This is a genomic window from Kangsaoukella pontilimi (assembly GCF_009830125.1).
In the GTDB taxonomy this organism is placed as follows: domain Bacteria; phylum Pseudomonadota; class Alphaproteobacteria; order Rhodobacterales; family Rhodobacteraceae; genus Kangsaoukella; species Kangsaoukella pontilimi.
This window is the reverse complement of the sequence record NZ_WUPT01000001.1, coordinates 1,818,560-1,843,059: the sequence shown is the minus strand read 5'-3', so window position 1 is coordinate 1,843,059 and position 24,500 is coordinate 1,818,560. Positions and strand designations below refer to the sequence as shown.

General features: G+C 61.5%; 28 protein-coding genes and 1 tRNA gene. 21 read left to right on the top strand and 8 right to left on the bottom strand.

Annotated elements, in window-relative coordinates:
• Window positions 1–181 precede the first annotated feature (181 nt).
• The 3 genes from GQ651_RS09340 to GQ651_RS09330 form a co-directional block, all read right to left on the bottom strand.
• Window positions 182–1,702, bottom strand: a complete 1,521-nt coding sequence (locus GQ651_RS09340) for a tripartite tricarboxylate transporter permease (protein WP_160763887.1) — start codon at window positions 1,700–1,702, stop codon at window positions 182–184.
• A gap of 15 nt (window positions 1,703–1,717) precedes the next feature.
• Window positions 1,718–2,206 carry a tripartite tricarboxylate transporter TctB family protein gene (locus GQ651_RS09335; RefSeq protein ID WP_160763886.1) on the bottom strand — a complete coding sequence of 163 codons (489 nt, stop codon included), beginning with the start codon at window positions 2,204–2,206 and terminating at the stop codon, window positions 1,718–1,720.
• A 78-nt stretch (window positions 2,207–2,284) separates the two neighbouring features.
• A complete protein-coding gene (locus GQ651_RS09330; protein ID WP_160763885.1) occupies window positions 2,285–3,271 on the bottom strand; it encodes a Bug family tripartite tricarboxylate transporter substrate binding protein in 987 nt (328 codons plus the stop codon).
• Window positions 3,272–3,435: 164 nt separating this feature from the next.
• Here GQ651_RS09330 and GQ651_RS09325 point away from each other — a divergent pair, with 164 nt between their 5' ends.
• The 9 genes from GQ651_RS09325 (at window position 3,436) to GQ651_RS09280 (ending at window position 12,164) form a co-directional block, all read left to right on the top strand.
• Complete coding sequence (locus GQ651_RS09325) at window positions 3,436–4,842, top strand: helix-turn-helix domain-containing protein (protein ID WP_160763884.1); 1,407 nt, start codon at window positions 3,436–3,438, stop codon at window positions 4,840–4,842.
• A gap of 124 nt (window positions 4,843–4,966) precedes the next feature.
• Window positions 4,967–6,166 (top strand): MFS transporter, encoded by a 1,200-nt coding sequence (locus GQ651_RS09320; RefSeq protein WP_160763883.1) that lies wholly within the window; start codon window positions 4,967–4,969, stop codon window positions 6,164–6,166.
• Between the two features lie 108 nt (window positions 6,167–6,274).
• On the top strand, window positions 6,275–7,267 hold the full coding sequence (locus GQ651_RS09315) for a hypothetical protein (RefSeq protein WP_160763882.1): 993 nt from the start codon (window positions 6,275–6,277) through the stop codon (window positions 7,265–7,267).
• A gap of 274 nt (window positions 7,268–7,541) precedes the next feature.
• Entirely contained in the window at window positions 7,542–8,657 is a 1,116-nt protein-coding gene (locus tag GQ651_RS09310; RefSeq protein WP_160763881.1) for a tyrosine-type recombinase/integrase, read from the top strand.
• Window positions 8,654–9,145, top strand: coding sequence for a hypothetical protein (locus tag GQ651_RS09305; protein ID WP_160763880.1), 492 nt, complete (start codon window positions 8,654–8,656; stop codon window positions 9,143–9,145). Before GQ651_RS09310 ends, GQ651_RS09305 begins: the two co-directional genes overlap by 4 nt.
• Before the next feature lie 82 nt (window positions 9,146–9,227).
• Window positions 9,228–9,440 carry a hypothetical protein gene (locus tag GQ651_RS09300; protein WP_160763879.1) on the top strand — a complete coding sequence of 71 codons (213 nt, stop codon included), beginning with the start codon at window positions 9,228–9,230 and terminating at the stop codon, window positions 9,438–9,440.
• 113 nt (window positions 9,441–9,553) lie between these two features.
• A complete protein-coding gene (locus GQ651_RS09295; protein WP_160763878.1) occupies window positions 9,554–9,820 on the top strand; it encodes a winged helix domain-containing protein in 267 nt (88 codons plus the stop codon).
• Between the two features lie 731 nt (window positions 9,821–10,551).
• On the top strand, window positions 10,552–10,782 hold the full coding sequence (locus GQ651_RS09285; protein WP_160763876.1) for a hypothetical protein: 231 nt from the start codon (window positions 10,552–10,554) through the stop codon (window positions 10,780–10,782).
• 233 nt (window positions 10,783–11,015) lie between these two features.
• Entirely contained in the window at window positions 11,016–12,164 is a 1,149-nt protein-coding gene (locus GQ651_RS09280; RefSeq protein WP_160763875.1) for a phage major capsid protein, read from the top strand.
• A 580-nt stretch (window positions 12,165–12,744) separates the two neighbouring features.
• On the opposite strand, the gene GQ651_RS09275 is transcribed toward GQ651_RS09280, so the two are convergent.
• The gene (locus GQ651_RS09275; protein ID WP_160763874.1) at window positions 12,745–13,254 is read right to left on the bottom strand and encodes a hypothetical protein; all 510 of its coding nucleotides are present in this window, start codon (window positions 13,252–13,254) and stop codon (window positions 12,745–12,747) included.
• A gap of 137 nt (window positions 13,255–13,391) precedes the next feature.
• Between GQ651_RS09275 and GQ651_RS09270 the strand changes: the two genes are divergently transcribed.
• Complete coding sequence (locus GQ651_RS09270; protein WP_160763873.1) at window positions 13,392–13,841, top strand: hypothetical protein; 450 nt, start codon at window positions 13,392–13,394, stop codon at window positions 13,839–13,841.
• Between the two features lie 351 nt (window positions 13,842–14,192).
• On the opposite strand, the gene GQ651_RS09265 is transcribed toward GQ651_RS09270, so the two are convergent.
• The 4 genes from GQ651_RS09265 to GQ651_RS09250 all read right to left on the bottom strand — a co-directional run bounded on the left by GQ651_RS09265 (window position 14,193) and on the right by GQ651_RS09250 (window position 17,298).
• Window positions 14,193–14,783: a hypothetical protein gene (locus tag GQ651_RS09265; protein WP_160763872.1), complete on the bottom strand. Its 591-nt coding sequence runs from the start codon at window positions 14,781–14,783 to the stop codon at window positions 14,193–14,195.
• 354 nt (window positions 14,784–15,137) lie between these two features.
• Window positions 15,138–15,335: a hypothetical protein gene (locus tag GQ651_RS09260; protein ID WP_160763871.1), complete on the bottom strand. Its 198-nt coding sequence runs from the start codon at window positions 15,333–15,335 to the stop codon at window positions 15,138–15,140.
• 76 nt (window positions 15,336–15,411) lie between these two features.
• Entirely contained in the window at window positions 15,412–16,764 is a 1,353-nt protein-coding gene (locus GQ651_RS09255) for a KAP family P-loop NTPase fold protein (protein WP_160763870.1), read from the bottom strand.
• Window positions 16,765–17,223: 459 nt separating this feature from the next.
• A tRNA-Thr gene (locus GQ651_RS09250) sits at window positions 17,224–17,298 on the bottom strand.
• Between the two features lie 94 nt (window positions 17,299–17,392).
• Here GQ651_RS09250 and GQ651_RS18715 point away from each other — a divergent pair.
• The 11 genes from GQ651_RS18715 to GQ651_RS09200 all read left to right on the top strand — a co-directional run bounded on the left by GQ651_RS18715 (window position 17,393) and on the right by GQ651_RS09200 (window position 24,431).
• Window positions 17,393–17,551, top strand: coding sequence for a hypothetical protein (locus GQ651_RS18715; protein ID WP_227258016.1), 159 nt, complete (start codon window positions 17,393–17,395; stop codon window positions 17,549–17,551).
• A 2-nt stretch (window positions 17,552–17,553) separates the two neighbouring features.
• Window positions 17,554–18,822, top strand: coding sequence for a UDP-N-acetylglucosamine 1-carboxyvinyltransferase (murA, locus tag GQ651_RS09245; RefSeq protein WP_160763869.1), 1,269 nt, complete (start codon window positions 17,554–17,556; stop codon window positions 18,820–18,822).
• Entirely contained in the window at window positions 18,819–19,298 is a 480-nt protein-coding gene (locus GQ651_RS09240) for a DUF2948 family protein (protein ID WP_160763868.1), read from the top strand. The genes murA and GQ651_RS09240 overlap by 4 nt, the downstream gene beginning before the upstream one ends.
• Before the next feature lie 66 nt (window positions 19,299–19,364).
• A complete protein-coding gene (gene hisD, locus GQ651_RS09235) occupies window positions 19,365–20,666 on the top strand; it encodes a histidinol dehydrogenase (RefSeq protein WP_160763867.1) in 1,302 nt (433 codons plus the stop codon).
• Window positions 20,667–20,708: 42 nt separating this feature from the next.
• Entirely contained in the window at window positions 20,709–21,188 is a 480-nt protein-coding gene (locus GQ651_RS09230) for a UPF0262 family protein (protein ID WP_160763866.1), read from the top strand.
• Window positions 21,189–21,656, top strand: coding sequence for an arsenate-mycothiol transferase ArsC (locus GQ651_RS09225; protein WP_160763865.1), 468 nt, complete (start codon window positions 21,189–21,191; stop codon window positions 21,654–21,656).
• Window positions 21,653–22,240, top strand: a complete 588-nt coding sequence (locus tag GQ651_RS09220) for a GNAT family N-acetyltransferase (protein WP_160763864.1) — start codon at window positions 21,653–21,655, stop codon at window positions 22,238–22,240. Before GQ651_RS09225 ends, GQ651_RS09220 begins: the two co-directional genes overlap by 4 nt.
• A gap of 178 nt (window positions 22,241–22,418) precedes the next feature.
• On the top strand, window positions 22,419–22,637 hold the full coding sequence (gene infA / locus GQ651_RS09215) for a translation initiation factor IF-1 (protein WP_160763863.1): 219 nt from the start codon (window positions 22,419–22,421) through the stop codon (window positions 22,635–22,637).
• An 11-nt stretch (window positions 22,638–22,648) separates the two neighbouring features.
• The gene (locus tag GQ651_RS09210; RefSeq protein ID WP_160763862.1) at window positions 22,649–23,227 is read left to right on the top strand and encodes a Maf family protein; all 579 of its coding nucleotides are present in this window, start codon (window positions 22,649–22,651) and stop codon (window positions 23,225–23,227) included.
• Window positions 23,224–24,255, top strand: coding sequence for a ribonuclease E/G (locus GQ651_RS09205; protein WP_160763861.1), 1,032 nt, complete (start codon window positions 23,224–23,226; stop codon window positions 24,253–24,255). Before GQ651_RS09210 ends, GQ651_RS09205 begins: the two co-directional genes overlap by 4 nt.
• Complete coding sequence (locus GQ651_RS09200; RefSeq protein WP_160763860.1) at window positions 24,252–24,431, top strand: DNA gyrase inhibitor YacG; 180 nt, start codon at window positions 24,252–24,254, stop codon at window positions 24,429–24,431. The genes GQ651_RS09205 and GQ651_RS09200 overlap by 4 nt, the downstream gene beginning before the upstream one ends.
• Window positions 24,432–24,500 lie beyond the last annotated feature (69 nt).

Sequence of the window (24,500 nt, the reverse complement as noted above, 5' to 3'; positions counted from 1 at the left end):
CCCCCGACCGATCCCGGCCCCGTGAAGCGCCCCCCGAACCTCACCCCCCAGAGCCCGAAGCCCCCCATAGCTCAACCACTCCCGCCCAGGCGCCCCAAACGCAGGGGAAGTGTCGGGGTGGCCCGAAAACAGGGCCGAAAACGTCGACGTCATCTTGATATTCCTTGCAGTCTTTCTTCGGTTATTCGGCGGGCGAGATCGCCGCTTTGCCCGACCTTGCGCGCCACACCTTGATGAGCGGCAGCAGGAAGAAGAGCACCGCGATGGCGATGAAGGTGGCCGAGAGCGGACGCTCGACGAAGGCCATCATGTCGCCCTGCTCGGCGATCAGCGTCTGGCGGAAGCTCTTTTCCATGAGCGGTCCGAGGACCAGCGCAAGGACGAGCGGTGCCAGCGGGTAGTCGGCCTTGCGCAGGAGGTAGCCCGCGATGCCGAACCCGGCGATCAGCCAGACGTCGTGCATCTTTTGGCTGGGGGCGAAGCCGCCAACGATGCAGAGCACCAGAACCATGGCGCAAAGCACCGTGAACGGCATTCTGAGCGCCCAGACGAAGAGCGGTATCAGCGCGAGGTTGATCGCGACGGCGGCGAAGTTGGCCGTATAGAGCGACGAGATCAGGCCCCAGACGAAATCCGGCTGTTCGATGAAGAGCATGGGTCCGGGGACGAGACCCCACATGACCATGCCGCCGAGAAGGAGCGCGGTCGTCGGCGAGCCGGGAATGCCGAGGGTCAGCATCGGCAGGAGAGAGCCGGTCGAAGCGGCGTTGTTGGCGGTCTCGGGCGCGGCGACGCCTTCGATATTGCCCTTGCCGAAGGACTCGGGCTCTCGCGACGTCGTCTTCGCGATCCCGTAGGCCATGAGCGAGGCGGGCGTCGCACCGGCGGCGGGCAGCATCCCCACAAAGAAGCCCAGGAAGGAACCGATGCTCATGGTCTTCCAGAGGCGGTTCATCCGGCGGAGGCCATCGGCCAGTTCGCGGAAAGTCAGCCGGGCAGGGGTGACGGCGGGCGCGGATTTCGAGGTCTCGATGGTGTGGAGCACCTCGCCCACGCCATAGACGCCGATTGCGAGGACGAGGAACGAGATGCCCGAGTAGAAGCCCGGCATGTCGCCGAAGATCAGGCGCGGCTGGCCCGAGATCAGGTCGAGGCCCACGGTGGACAGAACAAGGCCGAGGCAGATCATGACGATTGTTTTCAGGATGTCGTCGCCGCCGAGGCCCACGAAGGTAGTGAAGGCCAGGAGGACGAGGGCGAATTCCTCGGCCGGGCCGAAGGCCAGCGCCAGGTCTGCGAGGGGAGCGGCGAAGAGCGTGAAAAGGACGACCGAGATCGTCCCGCCCACGAAGGACGCGACAGCAGCGGCGATGAGCGCGAGGCCCGCCTTGCCCTGTTGCGCCATGGGCCGCCCGTCGAAGGTTGTCGCGACGGCGGTAGAAGCGCCGGGGATGCCCAAGAGGACCGAGCTGACCGCGCCGCCATACATCGCGCCGTAGTAGATCGCCGCCAGCAGGATGATCGCGGATGACGGCGGCACGATGAAAGTCAGCGGCAGGACGATGGCCACGCCGTTGACCGAGCCAAGGCCAGGCATCGCGCCGATGAAGAGGCCGGCGGTCACGCCGATGATCACAATCATCAGGTTGACGGGCGAGAGCGAGGTGGCGAAGCCGTCGGCAAGAAGAGCAAGTACATCCATGGTGGCGGCTCTTTCTCAGAAGAAGGTTGCGTAAAGCGGCAGGAACAGCGGCTCGGTCCAGCCCTTGGGCAGCAGGATCTTGAGCGTCACTTCGAAGAAAAAGAAAAGGAAGAGTGGGGTGGCTGCGGTGAGCGAGAGCGTCAGCGTCCAGCCATGCCCGCCGAAGACGCGCAGGTACCAGAGCAGGAAGAGCACGATGGAGACATAGGCGCCCAGGATCGGTGTCAGCGCGATTGTGGCGGTCAGCGCGATGGCGACGGCGGCGACGGAGCGGATCGTCTCGGGGTCGAAGAAGGGCAGGCCGTCGTCCGGTGTGCCGAAGCTGCGGATCAGGACTCCGGCCGCGCAGAGCGCCATGATCAGAGACAACCAGAAAGGAAACGCGCCGCCGCCTGGCCCCCCGGTCTCGCCGTTCCAGCCGATGGGAAGGGCGATGGCGTGGCTCATGAAATACAGGCTAAGCCCGATGATCGCGAGCGCAATGGCGCGGTCAGCCGTCAACATGTCTCATGCCTCGGAATAGGGAAATGGGTCGGAAAGGCGGGGCCGGAGGGATGCGGCCCCGCCTGTCTTACGGACAGATCAGGAGGAGCCTTCGTCCATGATCTGCAGGATGTCGGCGTGCTTGGCCCGTTCTTCGAGGAAATAGGCCTGAAGCGCGTCACCGGTCAGGAAGTCGGCCATCAGCGCCTTTTCCTCGGTGTAGGTCTTCCATTCCTCGGTTTCGGACAGCGCCTCGAACATGGCGGTGTAGTAGGCCACGGCCTCGGCCGGCATGTCCTTGGGGCCGACGAAGGAGCGCTGCATCCAGTAGACAATGTCGTGTCCTTCCTCGCCCGCGGTGGGCGTGTCGGGGAAGGCGGCGATGCGCTCGGGCGTGAAGGCCACGATGGGGCGCGACTTGCCGGCGTTGTAGAAGCCCATCTGCTCGGACGGGTTGTTCACGGTCGAGTCTATGTGACCGCCGACAAGGTTCTTGGCCACGTCGCCGCCGCCCTTGAACGGGACGTAGGTGATATCGAGGTCGAACTCTTCTTCCAGCATCGCGGTCAGAAGGCTGTCTTCCTGACCGGTGCCGGTGCCGCCCATTTTCCACTCGCCGCCCGAAGCGCGTACGGCGGCGACCCAGTCGTCGAGCGTCTGGATGTCGCTGTCGGCGTTGACCCAGAGGACGAAGGTGTCGAGCGCCATGCGGGCAATAGGGGTGTATTCCGTGATATCGACGCCAATGTCGGTGCGGAGCGGCGTGGTGTAATAGCTGTTGAGCGTCGCCATGATCTTGTGGGCATCGCCTTCGTTGTCTTTCAGGTAACGCAGCGCCTCGGCACCAGATCCGCCGCCCTTGTTCACCGGCAGGATCGGCATCGAGGACAGGTTTTCCTTCTGGATGATCGACTGGAACAGGCGTGCGAGACGGTCAGCGCCGCCGCCCTGTCCGGCCATGATGACCATTTCGACCGGCTTCTGCGGTTTCCAGTCGGCGGCCGCCACGGGCGCACCTGCGGTCACGGCAATTGCAGCCGATGCGGCAAGGGCCATTGCGCTGCGGCGAGTGAAAATGTTGATCATGTAATATCCTCCCATGATGACACCGGGCCTTGGTGTCCTAGCAAGTCGCGGATGAGGCGCGTCTCGAGGGAGGGATATAACCGACGCGTAATTTAGTTCCGCAAAATTCGAGTTCTTAAGTAAATTATTGCGTTTACTGATATCTATACTGTAAATCTGTAAATATGCAGAAGACCTTCGTTGGCCCTCAACTGCGCCAGCTTCGGCGCGATCACGGTGAAACCCAGGCCCAGATGGCCCGGCGCCTCGGGATCAGTGCAGCCTATGTAAACCTGCTCGAAAGCAATCAGAGAAGCCTGTCCGTGCAGGTTCTGGTGTCAATCACCGAGGAATACGGTGTCGATTGGCGCGACCTGCTGGGCCACCAGAGCGAGACGCGAATCCCCGAGTTGCGTGTGGCGATGCGTGATCCGGTGTTCACCGGCGATGCGCCCGACCTTCAGGAATTGCGCGCCGCCGTCGATCATGCCCCGCGTTTTGTCGCGCGGTTCCTGCAAATCTATCAGAGCCACCGCACCATGGCGGAGCGGATCAACCGGCTGACCGACACGGCACAGATCGACCAGTTGCTTGCCGCCGCGCCGGAAGCCGCGATCCACGACTTCTTCCGCGACCGGCAAAACCATTTCGACGATCTCGAACAAGCGGCAGAGGAACTTCGCGAAAAAATCGGCGGGTCGCATGACGACATGTACGCCTCGCTCAAGCGGTATCTGAGGGTCGAGCACGGGATCGAGGCGCGGGTCGTCCGGCTGAGCGAGATGCCTGACACGCTGAGGGAATTCCGGCGCGATGCGGGGCAGGTTCTGCTGTCGGAGGCGCTCGACCATCCGAACAGGGTTTTTCAGCTGGCCTACGTCGCCGGCCTGCTGGTCACTTCCGAACTTGTTGCGGCGCGCATCGCGAAAGCCGGGTTGAGCGATGACGACGCCGAAGCCCGGCTGGCGGTCGAACTGACCAACTACTTCGCGGCGGCCTTCCTGATGCCCTATGACACGGTCCATGAACTGGCCGAGCTGACCCGCTACGATATCGACCGGATCGCCGCTGCTTTCGGCGTGTCCTATGAGCAGGCGTGCCATCGGCTGACGACGCTGCAGCGGGACGGCAAGCGCGGCGTGCCGTTTTTCTTTCTGCGCGTGGACCGGGCGGGGAACATCACCAAGCGGTTCAACGCCACCGCGATCACGCTGGCCGAGCAGGGCGGTGCCTGTCCTGTATGGGATATCCATGGCGCGTTCCGCTCGCCCGGTCTGATCCTGCCGCAATTCGTGGAGCTGCCCGATGGCGAGCGGTTCTTCACCATCTCGCGCACCACCGACCGCCCCGTCTTCAGCCGGCAGACGCAGGACCGCCGGCTTGTCATCGCGCTTGGCTGCGAGGTGGGGTACGCCGACCGGCTGGGCTATGCCGAGCGCTTCGACCCCACGGACCGGACGCTCTACGCGCCCATTGGGATCTCGTGTCACCTCTGCCCGCGACAGGCCTGTTCGCAGCGCGCGCATCAGCCGGTGAACGTGCGCCTGAAGATCGACGCCGACCGGCGGGGACGCACGCGCTACGAAAGCTGACCCCACCCGGGGAACGGATCGGTACGCAACGCCCTTGTATCGATGACGGGACCTTCGCTATGGGTGACTAGCACTGATGGCACCGGTTCCTTTCGACCGGTTTGAAGGCTTCTAACGCATGAATGTGAGCGCGCTCGCGTCGGGCCAATTCCGCAGGTATCTCGGCGGCAACGTCTTTGCGTTGAACGCGCTCTGGATGCTGCGCGTGACCGTCGGCTGGATCGCGTGGGAACTGACGGGATCGGCCAGCTTCGTGGGCCTCGTGGCGTTTCTCTATTTCGCGCCGACGATGGTGGCGGGGCCGCTTTTCGGCGTGCTGACCGACCGGATCGACATCAAGCGCGCGGCAGTCCTGACCCAGAGCACGCTTATGTTCCTGGCCGCGAGCTTGTCGGTTCTCTACGGCTCGGGCCTGCTGACGCCCTTCGGGCTTCTCGCCTATGCGACGCTGACGGGCCTGACGATGTCGGCCCATGCGCCTGTCCGCATGTCGCTTGCGCCGCGCCTTGTCGAGCGCGACAGGATCGGCTCGGCGGTCAATCTTGTGGCGATGAACTTCAACATCGCGCGCATGACCGGTCCGGCGCTGGCAGGCTACCTGATCGCCGAGTTCGGGGTCTTTACCTGCCTTCTCGTGACGACGGTCTGTTACCTTCCCTTCATTCTGGCGCTGGCAACCCTCCGCCCGAGGGCGCGGCAGGGTCAGGGCACCGAGAAGGTGCGGTTCTTCGAGGCGCTTCTGGCCGGGTTCGGCTATGTCAGAACGGATACCAATATCCGCGCGGCGCTTCTGATCGCCGCGCTGTCGTCGTTCTTTCTGCGCGGTATCATCGAAGTGCTGCCCATCCTTGCGGACGGAGTGTTCGACCGGGGTGCGTCCGGGCTTGGCCTTCTGACATCGGCAGCGGGGGTCGGGGCGGTCCTTGGCGGGCTGTTTCTGGCGATCCTGCCGGGGCGACCGGACGGCAGCGTCCCGCCACTCATCCCCGCGCTTTATGCTTTGGGATTGGGCGTTCTCTCCGCACTCGGCTTGTTTCAGGTCTGGGGTGTGGCCATGGCGCTTGTTGCGGCGCTCGCTTTCGTCGCGACGGTCGTCAGCATCTTCTGCCAGAGCGCGATCCAGATGCAGATCGATGACACCTATCGTGGCCGGGTGATGAGCATCTGGGCCGTCGTCGCGATCGGGTCCGCGGCCCTTGGCTCGCTCGCTTTCGGGGGGCTCGCGGATGTGATGACTTTCCGTGCGACAGCACTGACGATGGCGGGTGCGGGCCTTGCGGCGCTAATTGTGCGGATCGCGGTTCGCATCGCGCGCAGAGGGTGATTGCCGGAGCGGGCGGGTCTCGGCCCCCCCGTTGCCGCATCGGTCGCGCTCGGATAGGACTTTTTCGATGACCTGCCATCGTCCATACCTCAGAGAGAGACAGCGGTCGTGACGCGCTCGGCCGATTCCAAGGGGCTTGTCGCCGAACGCGCGGTTCTCTTCCCGGTCTCTTCACAGTTTCAACTGCTGAACGGTCTGGCCTATGCGCACCACATCCGCGCGAAAGGATCGAAGGCTGAGATTGTTTTCGGCCTGACAGATTACTGGAGCACCGGAATGGATGGTGCGTCCTATGAGAGCGTCGCGGCTGAACTCGGCGTCAGGATCACGGACATGACCGGGTTTCAGCAGGACCTCGCCCGTTTCAAGGGCGCGCCGGGAGTGGTTCATCTGACGACGCAGCCGACATACCGGCGCAGGAAGGGTGCGAGGCAGGTCGAGATCGACGATGGGACGGGCAACTACCGCTCCGACGAAGGGATTTTGTACCGGGACCTGTGCCGCGAGGCTGCCGTTCTGGGAAAAGACATGCCGAGCCGCAGGAGATACGGGCTGGCGCAACTGAAGAAGCGGATACGGTCTCTCTTCGTGACCGTTCCTCATTTCGGGATGCTTGAGGATCGGTTTCAATCGCAGGTTCGTCCGAACGCGGCCTATGTGGAGAGCGCGCGCGCCGTGCTGGCCGGCATGTCTCAGGCTGGTCGCCGGCACGACCTGCCGGATGAACCGTTTGCGTTTCTGATCCTTCCGCCGATGCGGCTGGCGCATCTGGCACCGGACAGGGATTGGCTGGCACGTCTTATCGACAGTCTTATCAGTGATTACGGCGCCGTCGTTCTCAAGCCACATCCCGCCGACCATACCGACACGCTGAATTTCGGAGCATTGCCCGTGACGCTCGAAACCTCGCCCGGAACGGCCGAGCGGCTGATGTTCGAGGCGGGCGACCGGATCAAGGCGGTGGTTGGCTTTCGGTCGACTGCGTCGTGGACCGCGAAACTGCTCTTCGACCTGCCAAGCCTGCGCGTTGGCCCGCCCGTCGCAGACCCGAATGTCGAGCGCATCTTCGGGAGCCTTACCGAGCCTTACGAGGTGACGTAGATCGACGCCTGAACGATCGGCTTGGCCGATAGCGTCGGTCCCGACAGGACCTGTTCGCTGGCGCATCTGCATTTTGGAGGACTAAGGACTGGTGCTGCCGGAGAGATTTGAACTCTCGACCTCTCCCTTACCAAGGGATAAATTCCCTCAAGTTGACCATAGTTGGCTATCAGCTAACCTTAGATATGTCCTGAATTTATTGACTGATTGTGTCAGCTAGCTTTAGTTCAGCCCAGGCAGCCCTTGTTAGCTGTTTTTGACTAAGGTTTGACTAATGGCTGATTTGAGGACGAAGACCGCCCGCGCCAAGCTGGCAACCGGCAAGGCCCATGCTCAGAAACTCGGTACCGGCCGCGCCCTGGTCTACCGAAGGCAGACGGAAGGCCGATCAGGTTCATGGATGCTGCGCACCGCCAAGCCGACCGGGGGATACGCCCACGAAACGCTCGGCACCGCTGACGATACTTCACCCGCAAACGGCGGCGACTGTCTCAGCTATGAGCAAGCCCTATCGAAGGCCGTTGGACAGTTGGACGCGGACCCGTCGAAAATCACCGTTGCCGATGCTCTGGACGATTGGGCGGAATGGAAATGCCGGACGGCGACGACCGCCAAGCGATGCACCGACCTTCGCAACCAAGCGCGCCGCATCGGCAAGGCATTCCCCACGACGGCGCTAAAGACGCTCACCGCCCGCGACGTTACCGCATGGATGAACAGCATCGTGGAGGCAGGCACCAACCCGCAGGCCCGCCGCGCCACCGCCAATAGGGAATTGGCCGTCCTCAAGGCCGCCCTGACGCGCTACGCCGACCTGCACAATTACCAAGGGGCGCGAGCATGGGTATCGGTGCAGAAATTCACCAAGGCGGACAGCTTCGGAAAGCGCATGGTCATCTTGACGGAAGCCGAGGAAGCCCGCCTGATCGACGCGGCACGCCAAGACGTGGCCGACCTGCTCAAGGCGCTTCAACTGACCGGGGCGCGGTGCGGCGAGATTGCCGGGGCCGTGGTGAGCGACCTTGAAGGCAACCGACTGGCGCTCACCGGCAAGACAGGCCGTCGCGTCATTGTGCTTTCACCCGACAAGGCCGAGTGGTTCCGGCTCAAGGCTGGCAACCGCCACCCTGATGCCCCTCTGATACCACGGCAGGACGGGCAGGCATGGCCTGACGGCGGCCACATGAAGCCCGTCAGAACCGCCGTGAAGGCCGCAGGGTTGCCCGAGGACGTGACAAGCTACGCCCTGCGTCATGGCTTCATATCGCGCGCCCTGAGCCGTGGCGTGCCGACCGTGGCCGTTGCTCAGCATGTCGGATCGAGCGTGGATATGATCGAGGCGACCTATGCGAAATTCACGGCCGCGCAACTGGCGGAGTGGTTCGCATGAACGAGTCGGAAGCAAGTCCCGAAACGCTGAAAGCGGTGGATATGGTCAACGGTCTCGCCGCTCGCTTTGTCGAACGCTTGTTGATGCTGAAATACGTGGACACGCCAGATGGACAGGCCGCAGCAATGAAGCAGGCCGAGGAAATGTCTCGCTTCTTTGTGGAGCAGCTAGACGAGCTTTCCGACAGCCCGGCTTGCAGAAATGTCCATGTGAAGCTGGCGATTGCCGAGGCACGGGCAGACATAGAGCACATTGCCGGTGACTTTGCCGTTTTGCGCCGCGTCACAAAATACACTGCAGACCGGCACAGGGGCGGAGCAACAGAGGCCGCACGGGTTGCTGAAGAGCGCGAGGCTGTTCGGCACTATTTCAATGAGCCCGGCGATACCTGGAAGACCGTGAAACGCAAGATGGAAGAAGACGGCGCAGACGTGCCGACAGACAGAGCCTTGCAGGCTCGGCTCACAGAAATTCGTAAGGGAAGATGACAAATTTCGCGGCTAAGTAGGGGCCGCAAAAGGGGAACGACTACGAAGCGTCTACCAGTTGACCGCAACTAAGGACGCACAAATGTCAGACACCGCAATTCCCCGCCTACAGTTCTCTATTGCCGAGGCTGCTGTGGCTCTCGACCTTCCGCAATCGACGCTCGAAAGCGAATGCCGCCACGGTCGCGGGCCGACCTTCTTCACGGTTGGCCGCCGCAAATACACGACCGTCGAACTTATTCGCGAGTGGCAGGCGAAGAAAATCGCCGAAGCTCAGTCCGAGAGCGCCGCCTAAAAACCCCTGCCGCGCGGGACGGTGCGAGGCAGGGGTGAAGATCGAACTGCAGTATAACGGTTCGGTATCTGAATTCCCCATGCACCGCCTGCGCGCAACAAGCGAGCAGCAACATGAAACTCTCAGTCACCATCGAAGGGTATGACAGCCCGATAGCACTCAAGGGCCGCACGGCTTGGGCCTTGCAGCAACTCATCATCGCCGGATCGACCGGCGTCAGCACTGTTGACCGGCCCGCGCCCAGGTGGAGCGCATACGTCGAAAAGCTGCGCAAGAAGGGCATCCACGTCGACACGAAGTGGGAGCGCCACGGCGGCGCCTTTCCCGGCCGACATGGGGTGTATGTGCTTCGTAGCGTCGTGCAGATCGAGGCCGCGTAATGGCGGGCTTCGCCAAATATGAGCGGAGCGAAGTTCAACTTTCCGCCTGGAAGGCTCTGACGCCAGCCGCGCGGGAAGTCTACATGCGCCTGAAGCTGAGATGCTTCGCGGAAGGCAAGAGGCTGAATAACAACGGCAGCGTCTTTCGCTCACCTCGCGACCTCGCGAAGGACACTGGCCTGAGCGTCAAATCCGTCTCGGCCGGCCTAGCTGATCTGCAGGCGAAAGGCTGGATCATTGCCACCGGGGCTTGGTCGCTCGGACTGGACGGGAAAGGCCGCACGGCGACATGGCGTCTAACCATGCTTGCCTCGGGCGCAAAGCCACCATTCAAGCCACCCACGCGCGAACCCGAGAGGTGGAGCGAAGGCTATGACTTCCCGGTACCGGTATACGGGAGCTATCGCCCAAAACCCCGAAAGGCACGGATCAAAAATGTAACCCCTAATCCGAATAGGGCGCACCACCGCGCCCCAATAGGACGCACCCACGAAGCTGAATTGCCCGAAAATGTCGTCGAAGTGCGCCCGAATAGGAAGCATGGGGGCGGGCAATGAGTGCGCCCGAATGGGAGGCATATCTAGTGCCATCTCTCTGGGTTTTTTCGCGGGACGGCACGGGGGGGCATTCAAAGTTCAGCGCCAGCTCGCATGGAAACCCGCCACCCACGTGCGCGTGCAATATCACCTCGGAAAAAGGGGGGTACCCCCCCCCTCACGAAAGGACCGACAATGACCGACACTGAACACGAGCAGATCGCCAGCCTAAAGCCGGGCCTTCAAAACCTCGCCAACCAAGCCGAAAGCCTCGGCATCGATCGAGAGGGCTTCGCGGCAAGCCTGATCGGCTTCGGACATGCGCTGATCGAAGCAAGGGACGGCAGACTTGCCGCTGACAGCTTCCTTTTGAGCCTCGCCCAACAGGCCATCCACGGCGCTGAAACCGGAGGGAGGGCAAGTTGAGTATTGGCGCTTTCACGGTGGGGTGCTATGATACCTCTGTCGGGTTTCTCAGCCCGGCACCCGGTCCCAGCCTGAGCGAGTCGGCGGACTGGAAGACGAGCCTGGCCTTTGTGAGAAAGGTTGGGATGAGGCGGACCCCAGCCGCGGGATGTGGCCGGTCCCCGAGAGTAGGGCCTTCGGGATGAAGGCGCGCTTTGAGAATTCGCATGAAACCTACACTCGGAGTACGCCCAATGGCACTCGATATCACAGCAGTTGAAGATGCGCTCAATCAAGTCGAGCAGAAGCTTCACAAGAAATACACGAGTCGCATCGACGAGCTTGAAACCGAAGTCACTGGCCTTCGCGACAGCATGACCGGAATGCAGCAGAAGGGCTTCGGCGGCGGCCTCATTGGCAGCACGTCGCGGAAATCTATCGGCGCCGAAATCCTCGGCTCTGACGCCTGGAAAGACGTTGCCGCCAAGCGCACCGCCCGTGCTGGCCTCGAAATCAAGAACACCATTCTTGGCGAAGGTGGCTCACCGCAAGACCCGACCGACACCGGCGTTGTTCCCAAGGACAACATGCCGGGAATCGTCGGAGGTGCCTTCCGTCCCCTGCGGCTCTTGGACGTGGTGCCACGCGGCACGGCGACCTCGAACCAGGTTCACTACACGCGGGAAGCCTCTTGGACGAACAACGCGGCCGAAACGGCAGAAGCGGCCCAGAAGCCGGAATCTACGCTAATCTTCGAGGGCATTGACGAACCGGTGCGGACCATCGCGACGTTCCTCAAAGTGTCGCGGCAGGCCATGGACGATCAACCGGCCCTTCAAAGCTACATCGATGCGCGCTTGCGTCACGCGGTGGAGCAGCGGCTCGAACAGCAGATCATCCAGGGCAACGGCTCATCTCCGAACCTCTCGGGCATGAACCAGACCGGCAACCACACCGACCTCACCGTGGTCACGGCCGACAACGACTTCGACGCCCTGAACCGGGCAAAGCAGCAGGTTGTCGTCTCGGACTACATGCCGAGCGCCTTCCTCGTGAACCCGGCAGACTTCGGACGCTTGGAACGCACGAAGACCGGCATCTCGGGCGATGCGTCGTACCTGGCGCAGGGTGGCAACAGCATCACCTATCTTCGGAACGGGATGCAGCCCATGACGTGGGGCTTGCCCGTCATCATCTCCAACAGCGTGCCGTCCGGCTCGTTCTTCTGCATCTCGACCGACAGCATGATGCTTTGGTCGCGTCAGTCCACCGTGGTCGAAATCTTCGACCAGAACGAGGATGACGTGGAGAAGAACCTTCTGACCATTCGAGCGGAAGGCCGATGGGCTTTCGGCGTCTGGCGTCCTGCCGCCGTTATCTTCGGCGCATTCCCTGACGCGTAAGGCATACCAGAGCCTGCCATGAGGCAGGGCGTCCAAGCCGAGAGTGGGCGTGCATGAAAAACCTCGGCAGTCGTGGGCGGCTCTCCTGGCGTTGACACGGCACAAGCGAGGCTCACCGCCGCAAGGCGCTCGCCTGTATTAGCGCCCGCCCGGAACGACCACCGGGCGGGCACCCATAATTCAAGCGGAGTTCCACCTTGGTCTTACCAGCGCCAACAATTCCTCAAGAAGGCCATCTTTCAGCCTCGTTTCGGAAATTACTTGGGAAACAACTGCCGACTGGAACTGCGTTCACGATCGAGCAGACAAAAAATTGGGGCCGCCCAAGTGGACGACCCCAGAACACATGCAAATCACTCGTTACTACACTCAAGAGTGTCGCTCTTCGGAGCGGCGCTTTTGAGGCATCGAGGGACAGTCTTCATGACAATTTAGTGCGAACCCCACGCTGCCTATGAAACAAAACGACGCATCAGCCCCCGGGGGGCGTGAAAAGTAAACAATGCGCGTCAGAGGAAACCGACTAGCCAGCGCTTCTCACACATCCCCAATTCAAACCTTTGGCCGATCTCCCCACCGTTCATTTGGCGTCAGTTGTGTCTGATCCGCTAAAGAAATTATCGTGGCTTGCGTGATCAACCAACTTTTCGGCGACAGCTTCTAACGACTGAATGCTCGGAAGATTTCTCGCACCTGTCAGAAGTTCTTTGATCATCTCACCAGATGGGTACTCTAACGCTTTTCCCGAAAAGAACGGTGAGACATCATCAATTGCTCTGATGTCATCGGCGGTCAGGAATCCGTCTGGAAGCTGCGGTTGAGCGGACCTACTCAGTTTCGAAAGGTCATGCCGAATGCGCTGATTTTCGTCCTTTCTCGCTTGAGTATTATTGTTGTTCAAGAGAAGGGCCTTCAGAACGAGCTCAATGGCTACGGAGTACAAAAAGTACCGATACAGTTTTCTTTCTTTTCCGCTATCAAACGACTTGGCTGACTGAAAAATATCATATGCCAAACGCGCCATGTGGTATGGGGTATAGTCGAACCTGCCTGGCTCAGCCTTCAGATGATGCACTTTTGCTCCCGTCATGGCAGATTCCCCTTTCCGGCCTATCGTAGCCGCAAGCCATCGTTCTGGGCGAGCGTAAAGCGAGCTGCAAGGCGGGGCATCAAGAGGGCGAAGCACTAAAGCCTTAAAGATGGCTCGTCTGTGGCGTATCAAGCCCTATGGATTCGAAAGGTTACATCCAGAGGGTGCTTCAACCGCTGGTCGAGAAGTTGCGCGAGAAGCCTTATGATCAGTCGCTTACCTATTCAGCGTCGATCCTGATCTATCATTGCGCTGATTGGATTGCGGAAGAGAACCGAGAGAAGCCGGGCGTAGTTGTGGCGCGCCTCATATCTCGCGAGCCCATGTTCGAGTACCTTCAAGCAGTTGCGAATATGCACAAGCACAAAGAGCTTCGCCGCGACACACGATTCAAGGGGCTTACGAGCGCACTGAAGCCATCTCAACTAAATGCTGTATTTGGCGGGAAGCTGATTTTCCTCCCTGGAGGCCGGATGGTCACGAACCGCACTGAGGCCTTCTATGAATTCCAGGATGGCACTCGGATCAAGCCGCTCGACCTTATTGAAGCGTGTCTGGTCGCGGTAAAGAAAGAGACCGGCGTGTGATTGCGGCCTAGCGCAATCTCACTCCCGGCCCGCCGCCCTTCTCCACAATGACTCGTGCGCAAGCGGTTTCCGCGCCGCAGGGATTTCGTAGCGGCGAAGGCCGAGGTCGGTCAATGACGGAGCATTGTTGGCGTCTGCAACGTTGCTCACCCTATCACCGCCGGACTTTTGAACCTCCCCACGTTCCTGCGCGGCGTCATATTCGTCGGCCAATCTCGACTTGGCTCTGGATTCAAAAGAAGTGGCAAAGTGAGACTAGCCCCTGAGCATAACGGAAGCACACCGTGCGATCCGGGCGGAGGTGCGGCTGGCGTTCGAGCGAGCAACCGTCCGTATCGTGAGCCTCGAGACCTAATCCTCCAGACTGAACGGCTCTGCCGAGAGAATATCGTCAATTCGGTCCCTCGTATGGCGGCAGTCTAACGTGAACACTTGAGCTTGATAAACCGCTCCAAAGAAGACCGTTCGGACGCCTATCCCTTGCCAATCGCTCTTATAGTATCGGTTTAGTTTCAGTTCGCCCCAAATTGGGCTTTCAAGGTCTATTCGGTTCTCGTCAAATATCATGTAGCCGGAGATGGAGGCTCCACGAGCGTTCTCGTCGAGGGCTATACCTCGGTCACTAAAGATGTTTTTCGTAACAGGTCCATTCCAAGTCACTTCGTCGTCGTTGCGAGCTTCATCCCGTAACTCCAATTCAAGCATGGGAAAGAACCTATCGGACGCGAGCTCATTTTCCTCCAGGATATATGAAAAAATGAGCGTATCACCGACTTCAAACTTGTCAGTTATTCCTGTGTAGCGCACGGGCCTGCCATCTTCGACGGCGATAATCTCGTTGCTCTTTACCTCGCAACGCATTGAACCTTCGATGTCTTCGGCGACGGCCAGTGTCGGCGAAAGTAGAAGGCTCGCGCTGAGGATGAGGTCTCTTCGGATCATTCTCGGTTTCTCCACACGCACATTCGAAATGCAGCCCGAGCCGAACATTTTGAGCTCTGAAGGTCAAATCTTTGGCCTTAGACGGATTGCGACATAGGTATCACTAGAGGTAAAACAGGAAGCCAAAAGTTTATCCAATTTCCGGCTCGCCTCATCCGCGAGGCAAGTATCGCTGAGCCGAGAGGAACTAAACCCTGAACCGAGTGCCAGCGCGCCGGGCTCTGTCGCCTCCGCTTCACGCAGCTTCCAGACTTCGATCATTCCTGGCCCGCCGCCGTTCTATGAAAGTAGCTAGTGGCAGCCACACGCCTGCTTGGAAGGAGCCACTAGATGTTGGCTCAGCACCCTCGACGCTCAGGCTTCATAGAGCTCGATGAAGTTCCGCTCGAGGTCCCACTTGATATCGGCGCGGGCCTTAGAGGGCGGATATCCAAGCCGGCCGCAGGCGTCGATGTACTGATCTACGGTCATCCCGTCGCGGTACTGGTCGAAGCGGCCTATGCTTTTCCCGCGCTTCGGGTTCGGGACCAAAACCTTGATTCTTGTTGGCATTTCGAGACCTTGCTCACTTGGAATCGGCGTCGGCGAATTCGACGGTAGCTAAATAGTCGCCGAAATCCTACCGTACTCAAAACAGTGGATTGAATACATCCAATGTTTCACTGATGATTTGCCTTAGAACTTCCCTTGGCTCTGCTCCTGGAAAGTAGTTGCCCCTCGCGTTTTCTATGTAGTTAGGAGTACTGGTGGTTGTACGTTGATTCCAAGTTGCTGTCCGCCATATGACATGAGGCAAGTACTTGGGGTTGCTGTCGCCCGGTTTATCCGCGAAGTCGATCACTCTCACAAAATCCTCAAAATAGAGAGTTCCTGTCCGCGCCCGATCAACCAAATCTGGTCTCGCCACTTGGAGAATTAGAAGCCCAGTATATAGGTGGAGAATTGTATCTGTCTCACTCCTCGGCTCGGGCGCAACAACCGCCAGCGTAGCAATCTTTTCAACATCTCGAAGTGTCAGTTCGGCATGGCGATCAATCCAAGCAAGGTACTTATCAATCCATCCTACTTTCCAGTAGCTTTGAATTCCCATAGAAATGGAGACATTCCGAAAGTGCTGCTGGATACTTGCCATTCCTGTTGATCCGCCTGTGGAGCTCAGCGGCATTGCCACAGTGATAAATTTTTGCAGATATTTGTGCGAACTGACGCCTGAGCCGTATCGCGCCTGTACTGAGTTGCCGAGTTCTCGAAGATTGACTCCTAGCACAAAGTGAACGTTGGGCACGTCAAAGAGGTGTTTGGCAATTTCCAATAACTCAAGCGCATAGTCCGGACGACAGCGATCTAATTCGTCTACGACGATTACTAACTTCCTTTCACTAGTTGCTGCTTCCTTCAGGCTCTGCCTGAAGAAGTCCATGGCGTCACGCCGCGACTCCTCTGCTTTCCAAAACTTGTTGATTGTTGCGCCGAGCTCACCCGACGTCGCATTGGCAAGATCATCTGCCAAACTTTCTTCTAGGTCTTCGATCCCTCGGACTATCCCTGCAGTAGCGAGAGCCAAGCCTACCTTTATTACTCCGCGCCCGATGGCAGGAGCATATTTTTTCGCCTTATCAATGCCGCTCTTTAGCTGCGAAACCTCCTCTGTATCAGACAAGGAATCGAGCCTGTCCGATACTTCTGCAATCAGTGAAATAAGCGGGTCATCGAGATAATCGTTCTTAAAGGCATCGAAATAGACGGTGGTTGCCGTGCCTTCATTTTCTAGCGTGTGTGCTCCAACCCAACGCTTCAAGAAAACTGACTTGCCAGCTCCCCAAGGTGCGTTCACTGCCACAACCATCGGTTCGGACACCTTTTCAACGAGCTGAGAAAGCTTCTTTCCCAATGGTGCGCGATGGAGTGCGTCGTTGCCTTGGAAGCCATCAGAATAAATGTCGATTGTTGTCTCGGGGACAGTCAGCAGAAAATCTGGCAAGGGATGCGCCTTTCAATACATATGAGTATTTGCAGTACGAGGCTTGAACGCCAAATCTGACGAAGTGATGGCGCCTCTCAAATTTGAAGCTTGTCGCAGAACTCTACCTGATCTCAAGAAACTTCCCCACCTCTCGGAGCATCCACGCCTCGCCGCCTAATTGGACAGCGCCGTGACGTCCGGACCAGATCGACCGCGCTCCGGCGACACGGTCATCCGGCCGTGTGTCTTCAACTAACGACTTGTGAGGTCGTCGTCTCATCGTCATCGCCGGAGAACAGTTGCACAGCACTGTCAAAAGGGGGGCAGTATTGTCCCAGACCGCAAGCTCCTCGTCGGTCCCAATGCCCGAAAATCGCCAGGCCGATCCCGACAGACCGACTTTCGCTTTCTCTCTCCGCGATTTGACTAGAATTTGACTAGGACGCTGCAGATGTTTTGCTAAGCTATTGTTTTTTATGGTGCTGCCGGAGAGATTTGAACTCTCGACCTCTCCCTTACCAAGGGAGTGCTCTACCCCTGAGCTACGGCAGCGCCGGTGTCCTTGACGGCGTGCGGGATAGACGCAAAGTGCGGGGCGCGCAAGCGTTATCTGGACCCTTTTCGAGCAACCCTGTAGGAAGGTCCAATGGCGGAGAAAAGCGGCAAATCAGACGGGACGAAACCCGCGAAGAACCGGGAAGACCGGCTGAAAGCCGCACTCAAGGCGAACCTCGCAAGGCGGAAGGCGCAGGCGAGGGCGCGGGCGGCGGCTCCGGACGCGGACAAGGCAGACAAGGCAGGCTGAGCATGGATTCGATTGTTGTAACGGGTGGCGCGCCTCTGAACGGGCAAATTCCGATCGCGGGAGCGAAAAACGCGTGCCTGACGCTGATGCCGGCAACCCTTCTGACGGATCAGCCGCTGACGCTGACCAATGCGCCGCGTCTGTCGGACATCAAGACGATGACAACGCTTCTGCAGTCGCTCGGGGCAGAGGTGCAGGCTCTGCAGGACGGCAAGGTGCTGGCGCTGTCGTCGCACAGGATCGGGACACTCAGGGCGGATTACGACATCGTCCGGAAGATGCGGGCGTCGATCCTTGTCCTTGGGCCGATGCTGGCGCGGTTCGGTCAGGCCGAGGTGTCATTGCCCGGCGGCTGCGCCATCGGCGCGCGTCCTGTGGATCTGCATCTCAAGGCGCTGGAAGCGATGGGGGCCGATCTGGAGCTGCGCGATGGGTATGTCCACGCCGAGGCGCGTGGCGGGCTGAAGGGTGCGGTCGTTGAATTTCCATTCGTGTCGGTCGGTGCGACCGAAAACGCGCTGATGGCGGCGACGCTGGCCAAGGGGACGACCGAACTCAGGAATGCGGCGCGCGAGCCCGAGATCGTCGATCTGGCCAATTGCCTGATCAAGATGGGCGCGCGGATCGAGGGCGCAGGCACATCGACCATCACGATCGAGGGCGTCGACGCGCTTGGCGGCGCGACGCATCCTGTCGTGACCGACCGGATCGAGCTTGGCACCTACATGCTTGCACCGGCCATTTGCGGCGGAGAGGTTGAGTGCCTCGGCGGGCGGATCGATCTTCTGGAAGCCTTTTGCGAACGTCTCGACGCTGCCGGTATTTCGGTCGAAGAGACCCCCGCCGGGCTCAAGGTCGCGCGGAAGAACGGGCGCGTTTCGGCGGTTGATGTCGAGACCCAGCCTTTCCCCGGCTTTCCGACAGACCTTCAGGCGCAGATGATGGCGCTTCTTTGCACGGCGGACGGGGTCAGCCACCTGCATGAGACGATTTTCGAGAACCGCTTCATGCATGCGCCCGAGCTTTTGCGGATGGGCGCGCGGATCGACGTTCACGGCGGCACAGCCACGGTCACTGGGGTGGAGCGTCTGAAGGGCGCACCGGTCATGGCGACCGATCTGAGGGCAAGTGTGTCGCTGATTCTTGCCGGGTTGGCCGCCGAGGGCGAGACGGTGGTAAACCGGGTCTATCACCTTGATCGCGGCTACGAGCATGTCGAAGAGAAACTCGGCGCGGTCGGTGCAAAGATCGAGCGGGTGGTGGGCGTATGACCGAAGACGCGCGATTTGAGGACGGGGGCGAGCGCCCGCTCCGGCTGAAGGCTGAGGATGCCGACGACCTGGGGGTTCTTGCCGCGCTGGTTCAGGACGCCGTCTTTCCGGTGACCGAGATGGCGTGGCGTCCGTCGGAACGCCGTTTCGCGCTGCTGATCAACAGGTTCCGCTGGGAGGACAAGGCGCTGGCCGAGCAGCGGGGCCGTCCTGTCGAGCGGGTACAATCGCTTTTGGCCATCGATGATGTGCAGGCGGTCAGAAGCCAGGGCGTGGACCGGAGTGACAAGGGCGTCGTTCTGGCGCTTCTGACGGTCACTTTCGTGCCGGGCGATGACGGCACGGGGCGGATCGAGCTGACGTTGGCGGGGGACGGTGCCATCGCGCTCAACGTCGAAACGGTGAATGTCACGCTTCAGGATGTGACGCGGCCCTATATCGCTCCCAGCCGCAAGGCGCCCAGCCACCCCGAATGACCGCGACTTGAGGCGGCGGGGCCGGGGCGGTAAGAGGCGTCTGTCGTCACGAAGGATCACCCGCCGATGCCTATCTTCCTCAATACCCGGGATGAGGATTTCGAAGACCGCTTCGCCTCGCTTCTGACCATGAAGCGCGAGGATAGCCCCGACGTGGACGAGGCCGTCGCCGCGATCATCGCGGATGTACGCCGCCGGGGCGATAAAGCGGTGATCGAACTTACCTCGAAATACGACCGGCTGGACCTGACGCCCGAGACGCTGGCCTATTCGCAGGACGAGGTCGACGCGGCAATCGCCACCGTGCCCGAGGCCGAAGCTGAGGCGCTGGAACTGGCGGCCGAGCGTATCCGCGACTATCACGCGCGGCAGTTGCCTGAGGATGAAAGCTGGACCGACGATGCGGGCGCGACGCTTGGTTGGCGGTGGGGGCCTGTGTCGGCGGCAGGACTTTATGTGCCCGGCGGGCTGGCGAGCTATCCGTCCTCGGTTCTGATGAACGCCATTCCGGCGAAAGTGGCGGGTGTCGAACGTCTGGTCATGACCGCGCCGTCGCCGGGCGGGGTGACCAATCCGCTGGTTCTTCTGGCCGCACGGATTTCGGGGATCGACACGGTCTACCGTCTGGGGGGCGCGCAGGCGATTGCGGCGCTGGCCTACGGCACAGAGACGATCGCGCCCGTGGACAAGATCACAGGGCCCGGCAACGCCTGGGTCGCGGCGGCGAAGCGTCGGGTCTTTGGCAAGGTCGGGATCGACATGATCGCCGGGCCGTCGGAGATCCTCGTCATCGCGGATGGCGACAATGACCCGGACTGGATCGCGGTCGATCTGCTGAGCCAGGCCGAACACGACGAGAGCGCGCAATCGATCCTGATCACCACCGACGCCCAGATGGCGAAAGAGGTGGCGCGCGCCGTCGAGCTTCGCTTGGAAACGCTTGAGAGGCGCGAGATCGCGGGCGCAAGCTGGCGCGACTATGGCGCGATCATTACCGTGCAGGATCTGGGCGAGGCGGCGGCGCTGGCCGACGATATCGCGCCTGAGCATCTGGAACTATGCGTCGACGACCCGGAGGCGCTGGCCGACAACATCGCCCATGCGGGCGCCATGTTCCTTGGAAAATGGACGCCTGAGGCCATCGGCGACTATATCGGCGGGCCGAACCACGTTCTGCCCACGGCACGCTCGGCGCGTTTCTCGTCCGGTCTCAATGTGCTCGACTTCATGAAGCGCACCACCATGGCGCGGATGACGCCGGAGGCGCTCAAGGCCATCGGCCCTGCGGCCGAAGTACTGGCGAAGAGCGAGAGCCTGGAGGCGCATGGTCTCAGCGTGCGCGCGCGGCTCGACCGGCTGAACGATTAGGCGGGCGTTGCCCTGACCGCGTCAGTATCCTATCGAAGCGGCATGAGCCGGATTACCCATATCGAGATCGACGACAGCGCCTTGCCGCCGCCAACACCTGAGATCGAGCAGGAGCGCCGCGTGGCGATCTTCGACCTGCTCGAGGACAACAGTTTCTCGCTGCCGCCCCGCGAAGGCCGCGCGCCCGCCGAGGGGCCGTTCAAGCTGTCCCTCGCGATCCGGGACAGGCGGCTGGTCTTCGACCTGAAGACCGAGGACGACGAGCAGGCAGCCGAGTTCCACCTGTCGCTCGGGCCGTTCCGGCAGGTGGTGAAGGATTACTTCCAGATCTGCGAAAGCTATTTCGACGCGGTGAAAAAGCTGCCCCCCGGCCAGATAGAGGCCATCGACATGGCCCGGCGCGGCATCCACAACGAGGGCGCGCGGGTCCTGCAGGAGCGGCTGGACGGCAAGGCCGAGCTGGATATCGACACCGCGCGTCGTCTCTTCACCCTGATCTGCGTTCTGCATTTCGGGGGCTGAATGGGCGATCTGCCGTCATCCGTCCTGTTCTGCTGCGACCACAACGCGGTCCGCTCGCCCATGGCGGAAGGGATGATGAAGCAATTCTATGGCCATGCGGCCTATGTGCAGTCAGCGGGCGTCTATAACGACATGGAGATCGACGGCTTTTCGGTGGCCGTCTGCCAGGAGCTGGGGATCGAGCTTGCCCGGCACCGGTCGCGGTCCTTCGACGAGATGGAGCAATGGGGCGACGACCTGTCGGGCTTCGACCTTGTGGTGGCGCTGTCGCCTGCGTCGCAGCGCCGGGCGCTGGAGCTAACGCGGTATTTCCATCTTGAGGTCGAATACTGGCCCATCCTCGACCCGACCGGGCTGGGCGAGACGCGCGAGCAGAAGCTCGACAGTTACCGGCAGGCGCGGGACCAGATCCGCGAGCGGATGCTCAAGCGGTTCGGCCCGCCCACCGTGCCCCAGTCCGACGCATGACGCTTGTGATCGAGACGCTGACCGGGCCGGAGCTGGATGCGGCGCTCGACGATGTGGCGCGGCTCAGGATCGAGGTGTTTCGCGATTTTCCCTACCTCTACGACGGCGATCCGGCCTACGAGCGGCACTATCTGGAAACCTACCGCGACAACCCCAGCGCCATCCTTGTCGTTGCGCGCGACGGCGCCCGGATCGTTGGCGCGTCCACCGGCACGCCGCTTCTTCAGCACGACACGGCTTTCTTCGCACCTCTGAGCGAGGCGGGCTATGCGCCGCAGGACGTGTTCTATTGCGCGGAAAGCGTTCTTTTGGCCGGATATCGCGGGCAAGGTGCCGGTCACGCCTTTTTCGATGCGCGCGAGGCGCACGCGAGGACGCTCGGGGCGCGGCATAGCGTCTTTTGCGCCGTCGAACGTGCGCCGGATCATCCGGCGCGACCGGAGGACTATCGCGCCCTCGATCCCTTCTGGCGAAGGCGTGGTTATGCCCCCATTCCCGGCGCCGTGGCACGCTTTTCCTGGCGCGAAGTGGGGCAGGACGTGGAAACGGAACACCGTTTGCCCTTCTGGGGCCGCACGCTCTGACCGGGCGCGGGGCCGCCGGGCAAGGCCCGGCGAGGCGGAAAAGCCCCTTTTCCGGCGCGGCTCGGCCCGAAACGCGACGTTTCGCCGTGGCGTTCGAGACGATTTCGGTTGAAAAACGCGCGACTTCCGCCCATTTAATGCGCGCCCGGGACGTGTCCGGGCGCGACAAGGAGACATCATGGCCAAGGAAGAACTGCTCGAATTCACTGGCGTCGTGAAGGAACTCCTGCCGAACGCGACGTTCAGGGTCGAGCTTGAGAACGGCCATGAGATCGTCGCCCATACGGCGGGGAAGATGCGCAAGAACCGTATCCGCGTTCTTGCCGGCGACCGGGTGCAGGTCGAAATGACGCCTTACGACCTGACCAAGGGTCGGATCAACTACCGCTTCAAGTGAGCGCGGGCCGATTGCGGCTGGTTCTGGGCTCGGGCAGTCCGCGCCGCCGCGAATTGCTGGCGAGCCTCGGGATCGTGCCCGATGACGTGCGCGCACCCGACGTGGACGAGACGCCTCTGGCGCGTGAATTGCCGCGGGATTATTGCCGTCGTGTGACTGCCGCAAAGATCGACGCGATCCCCTGCGAGCCGGATGAGGTCGTGCTGGCCGCCGACACCACCGTCGCGCTCGGCCGCCGCATCATGGGCAAACCGGCCGATGCGGACGAGGCGCGGGCCTTTCTCGAATTGCTCTCGGGCCGGCGTCACCGGGTCATCACCGCCGTTGCCGTCAAGAGCGTGCGGGGGCAATGGCAGCGCGACGTCGTCAGCGCCGTGCGGATGAAGCGGCTGAACCGCGACGAGATTGACGGCTATATTGCCACGGGAGACTGGACGGGCAAGGCGGGAGCCTATGCCATACAGGGGCCGGCAGCGGCCTTCGTGCCGTGGATATCCGGTTCTCACTCGGCCATCGTGGGCCTGCCGCTTGCCGAGACCGCGACGCTGTTGCGGGCGGCGGGCTATGACTGGAGCGGAGAAACGGCATGAAGGGTAGTCTCGTCGCATTCGACACGGTGAACGGACGCGAGGCGGCGGCGCTGATGGTGGACGGCGTGCTGACCGATCTTCTGATCGACCCGCCCGAGGACCGCATCCGCCCCGGTGCCATCTATCACGCCCGTGCCGGTCGGCAGATGAAAGGGCAGGGGGGTGTCGTACTGGAGACGCCCGACGGCCCGCTCTTCCTGCGTCAGGCCAAAGGCATTGCGCCGGGCCAGAGTATTCTGGTGCAGGCCAGCACGTTTGCGGAGCGGGACAAAGCCGCGCCCGCCACAAGCCGCGTCGTCTTCAAGAGCCGCTTCGCCCTGATCACGCCGGGCGCGCCGGGTCTGAACGTCAGCAGGTCCATCCGCGACGAGGAACGGCGTGTGGCGCTCACCGATCTGGCGGCGGATTTGCACGATACTTCGCTCGGTGGCCTGATCCTGCGGTCGCTGGCCGAAGACGCCGAGGACGAGGCTGTTGCCGACGACATCGTGGCGCTGACGAGGGTCGCGGCGGCCGTTCTGGGCGATCCTCTGACCGGGGCGCCTGCGCGGCTTCTGGACGGGCCGGGCGCGCATGAGACCGCGCTCCGGGACTGGGCCGCACCAGACATGAGCGACACCGAGGAAGGGTCGTTCGCCCGCCATGGAATTGACGATGCGATCGACCGGGTGAGGCGCGCCGAGCAGTCCCTTGGAGCCGGCGCCTCGGTGGTGATCGAGCCCACGCGGGCGCTTGTCGCGGTGGACGTGAATACCGGGGCCGACACCTCGCCCGCGGCCGGTCTCAAGGCCAATATCGCCGCTGCGCGCGCGCTGCCGCGCTTGCTGGCGCTCAAGGGGCTTGGCGGGCAGATCGTGGTCGATATGGCGCCGATGCCCAAGCGTGACCGCGTCCGCGTCGAACAGCAGATCAAGTCCGCCTTCCGGAGTGACGCGGTCGAGACGAGCTTCGTCGGCTGGACGCCGCTCGGCCATGCCGAGCTTCAGCGCAAGCGCGCCCGGCTGTCGCTGGAGGAACTTCTGACGTGAGCTGTCCCATCTGCAAGAAGCCGTCCGACAAGGCCTATCGGCCGTTCTGTTCGCGGCGCTGCGCGGATGTCGATCTCGGCCGCTGGCTGACCGGTGGCTACGCGATACCCGCCGTGTCGGACGAAGACGAAGACCCCGAGGATCAGGGCCCCGATGCACCACGCCGCCTGAACTGATTTTTTCGCGCGAAGGCACTGGACAGCCCCCCGGACCGCCATTAGAACGCAGCGACCCAGACGAGGCCA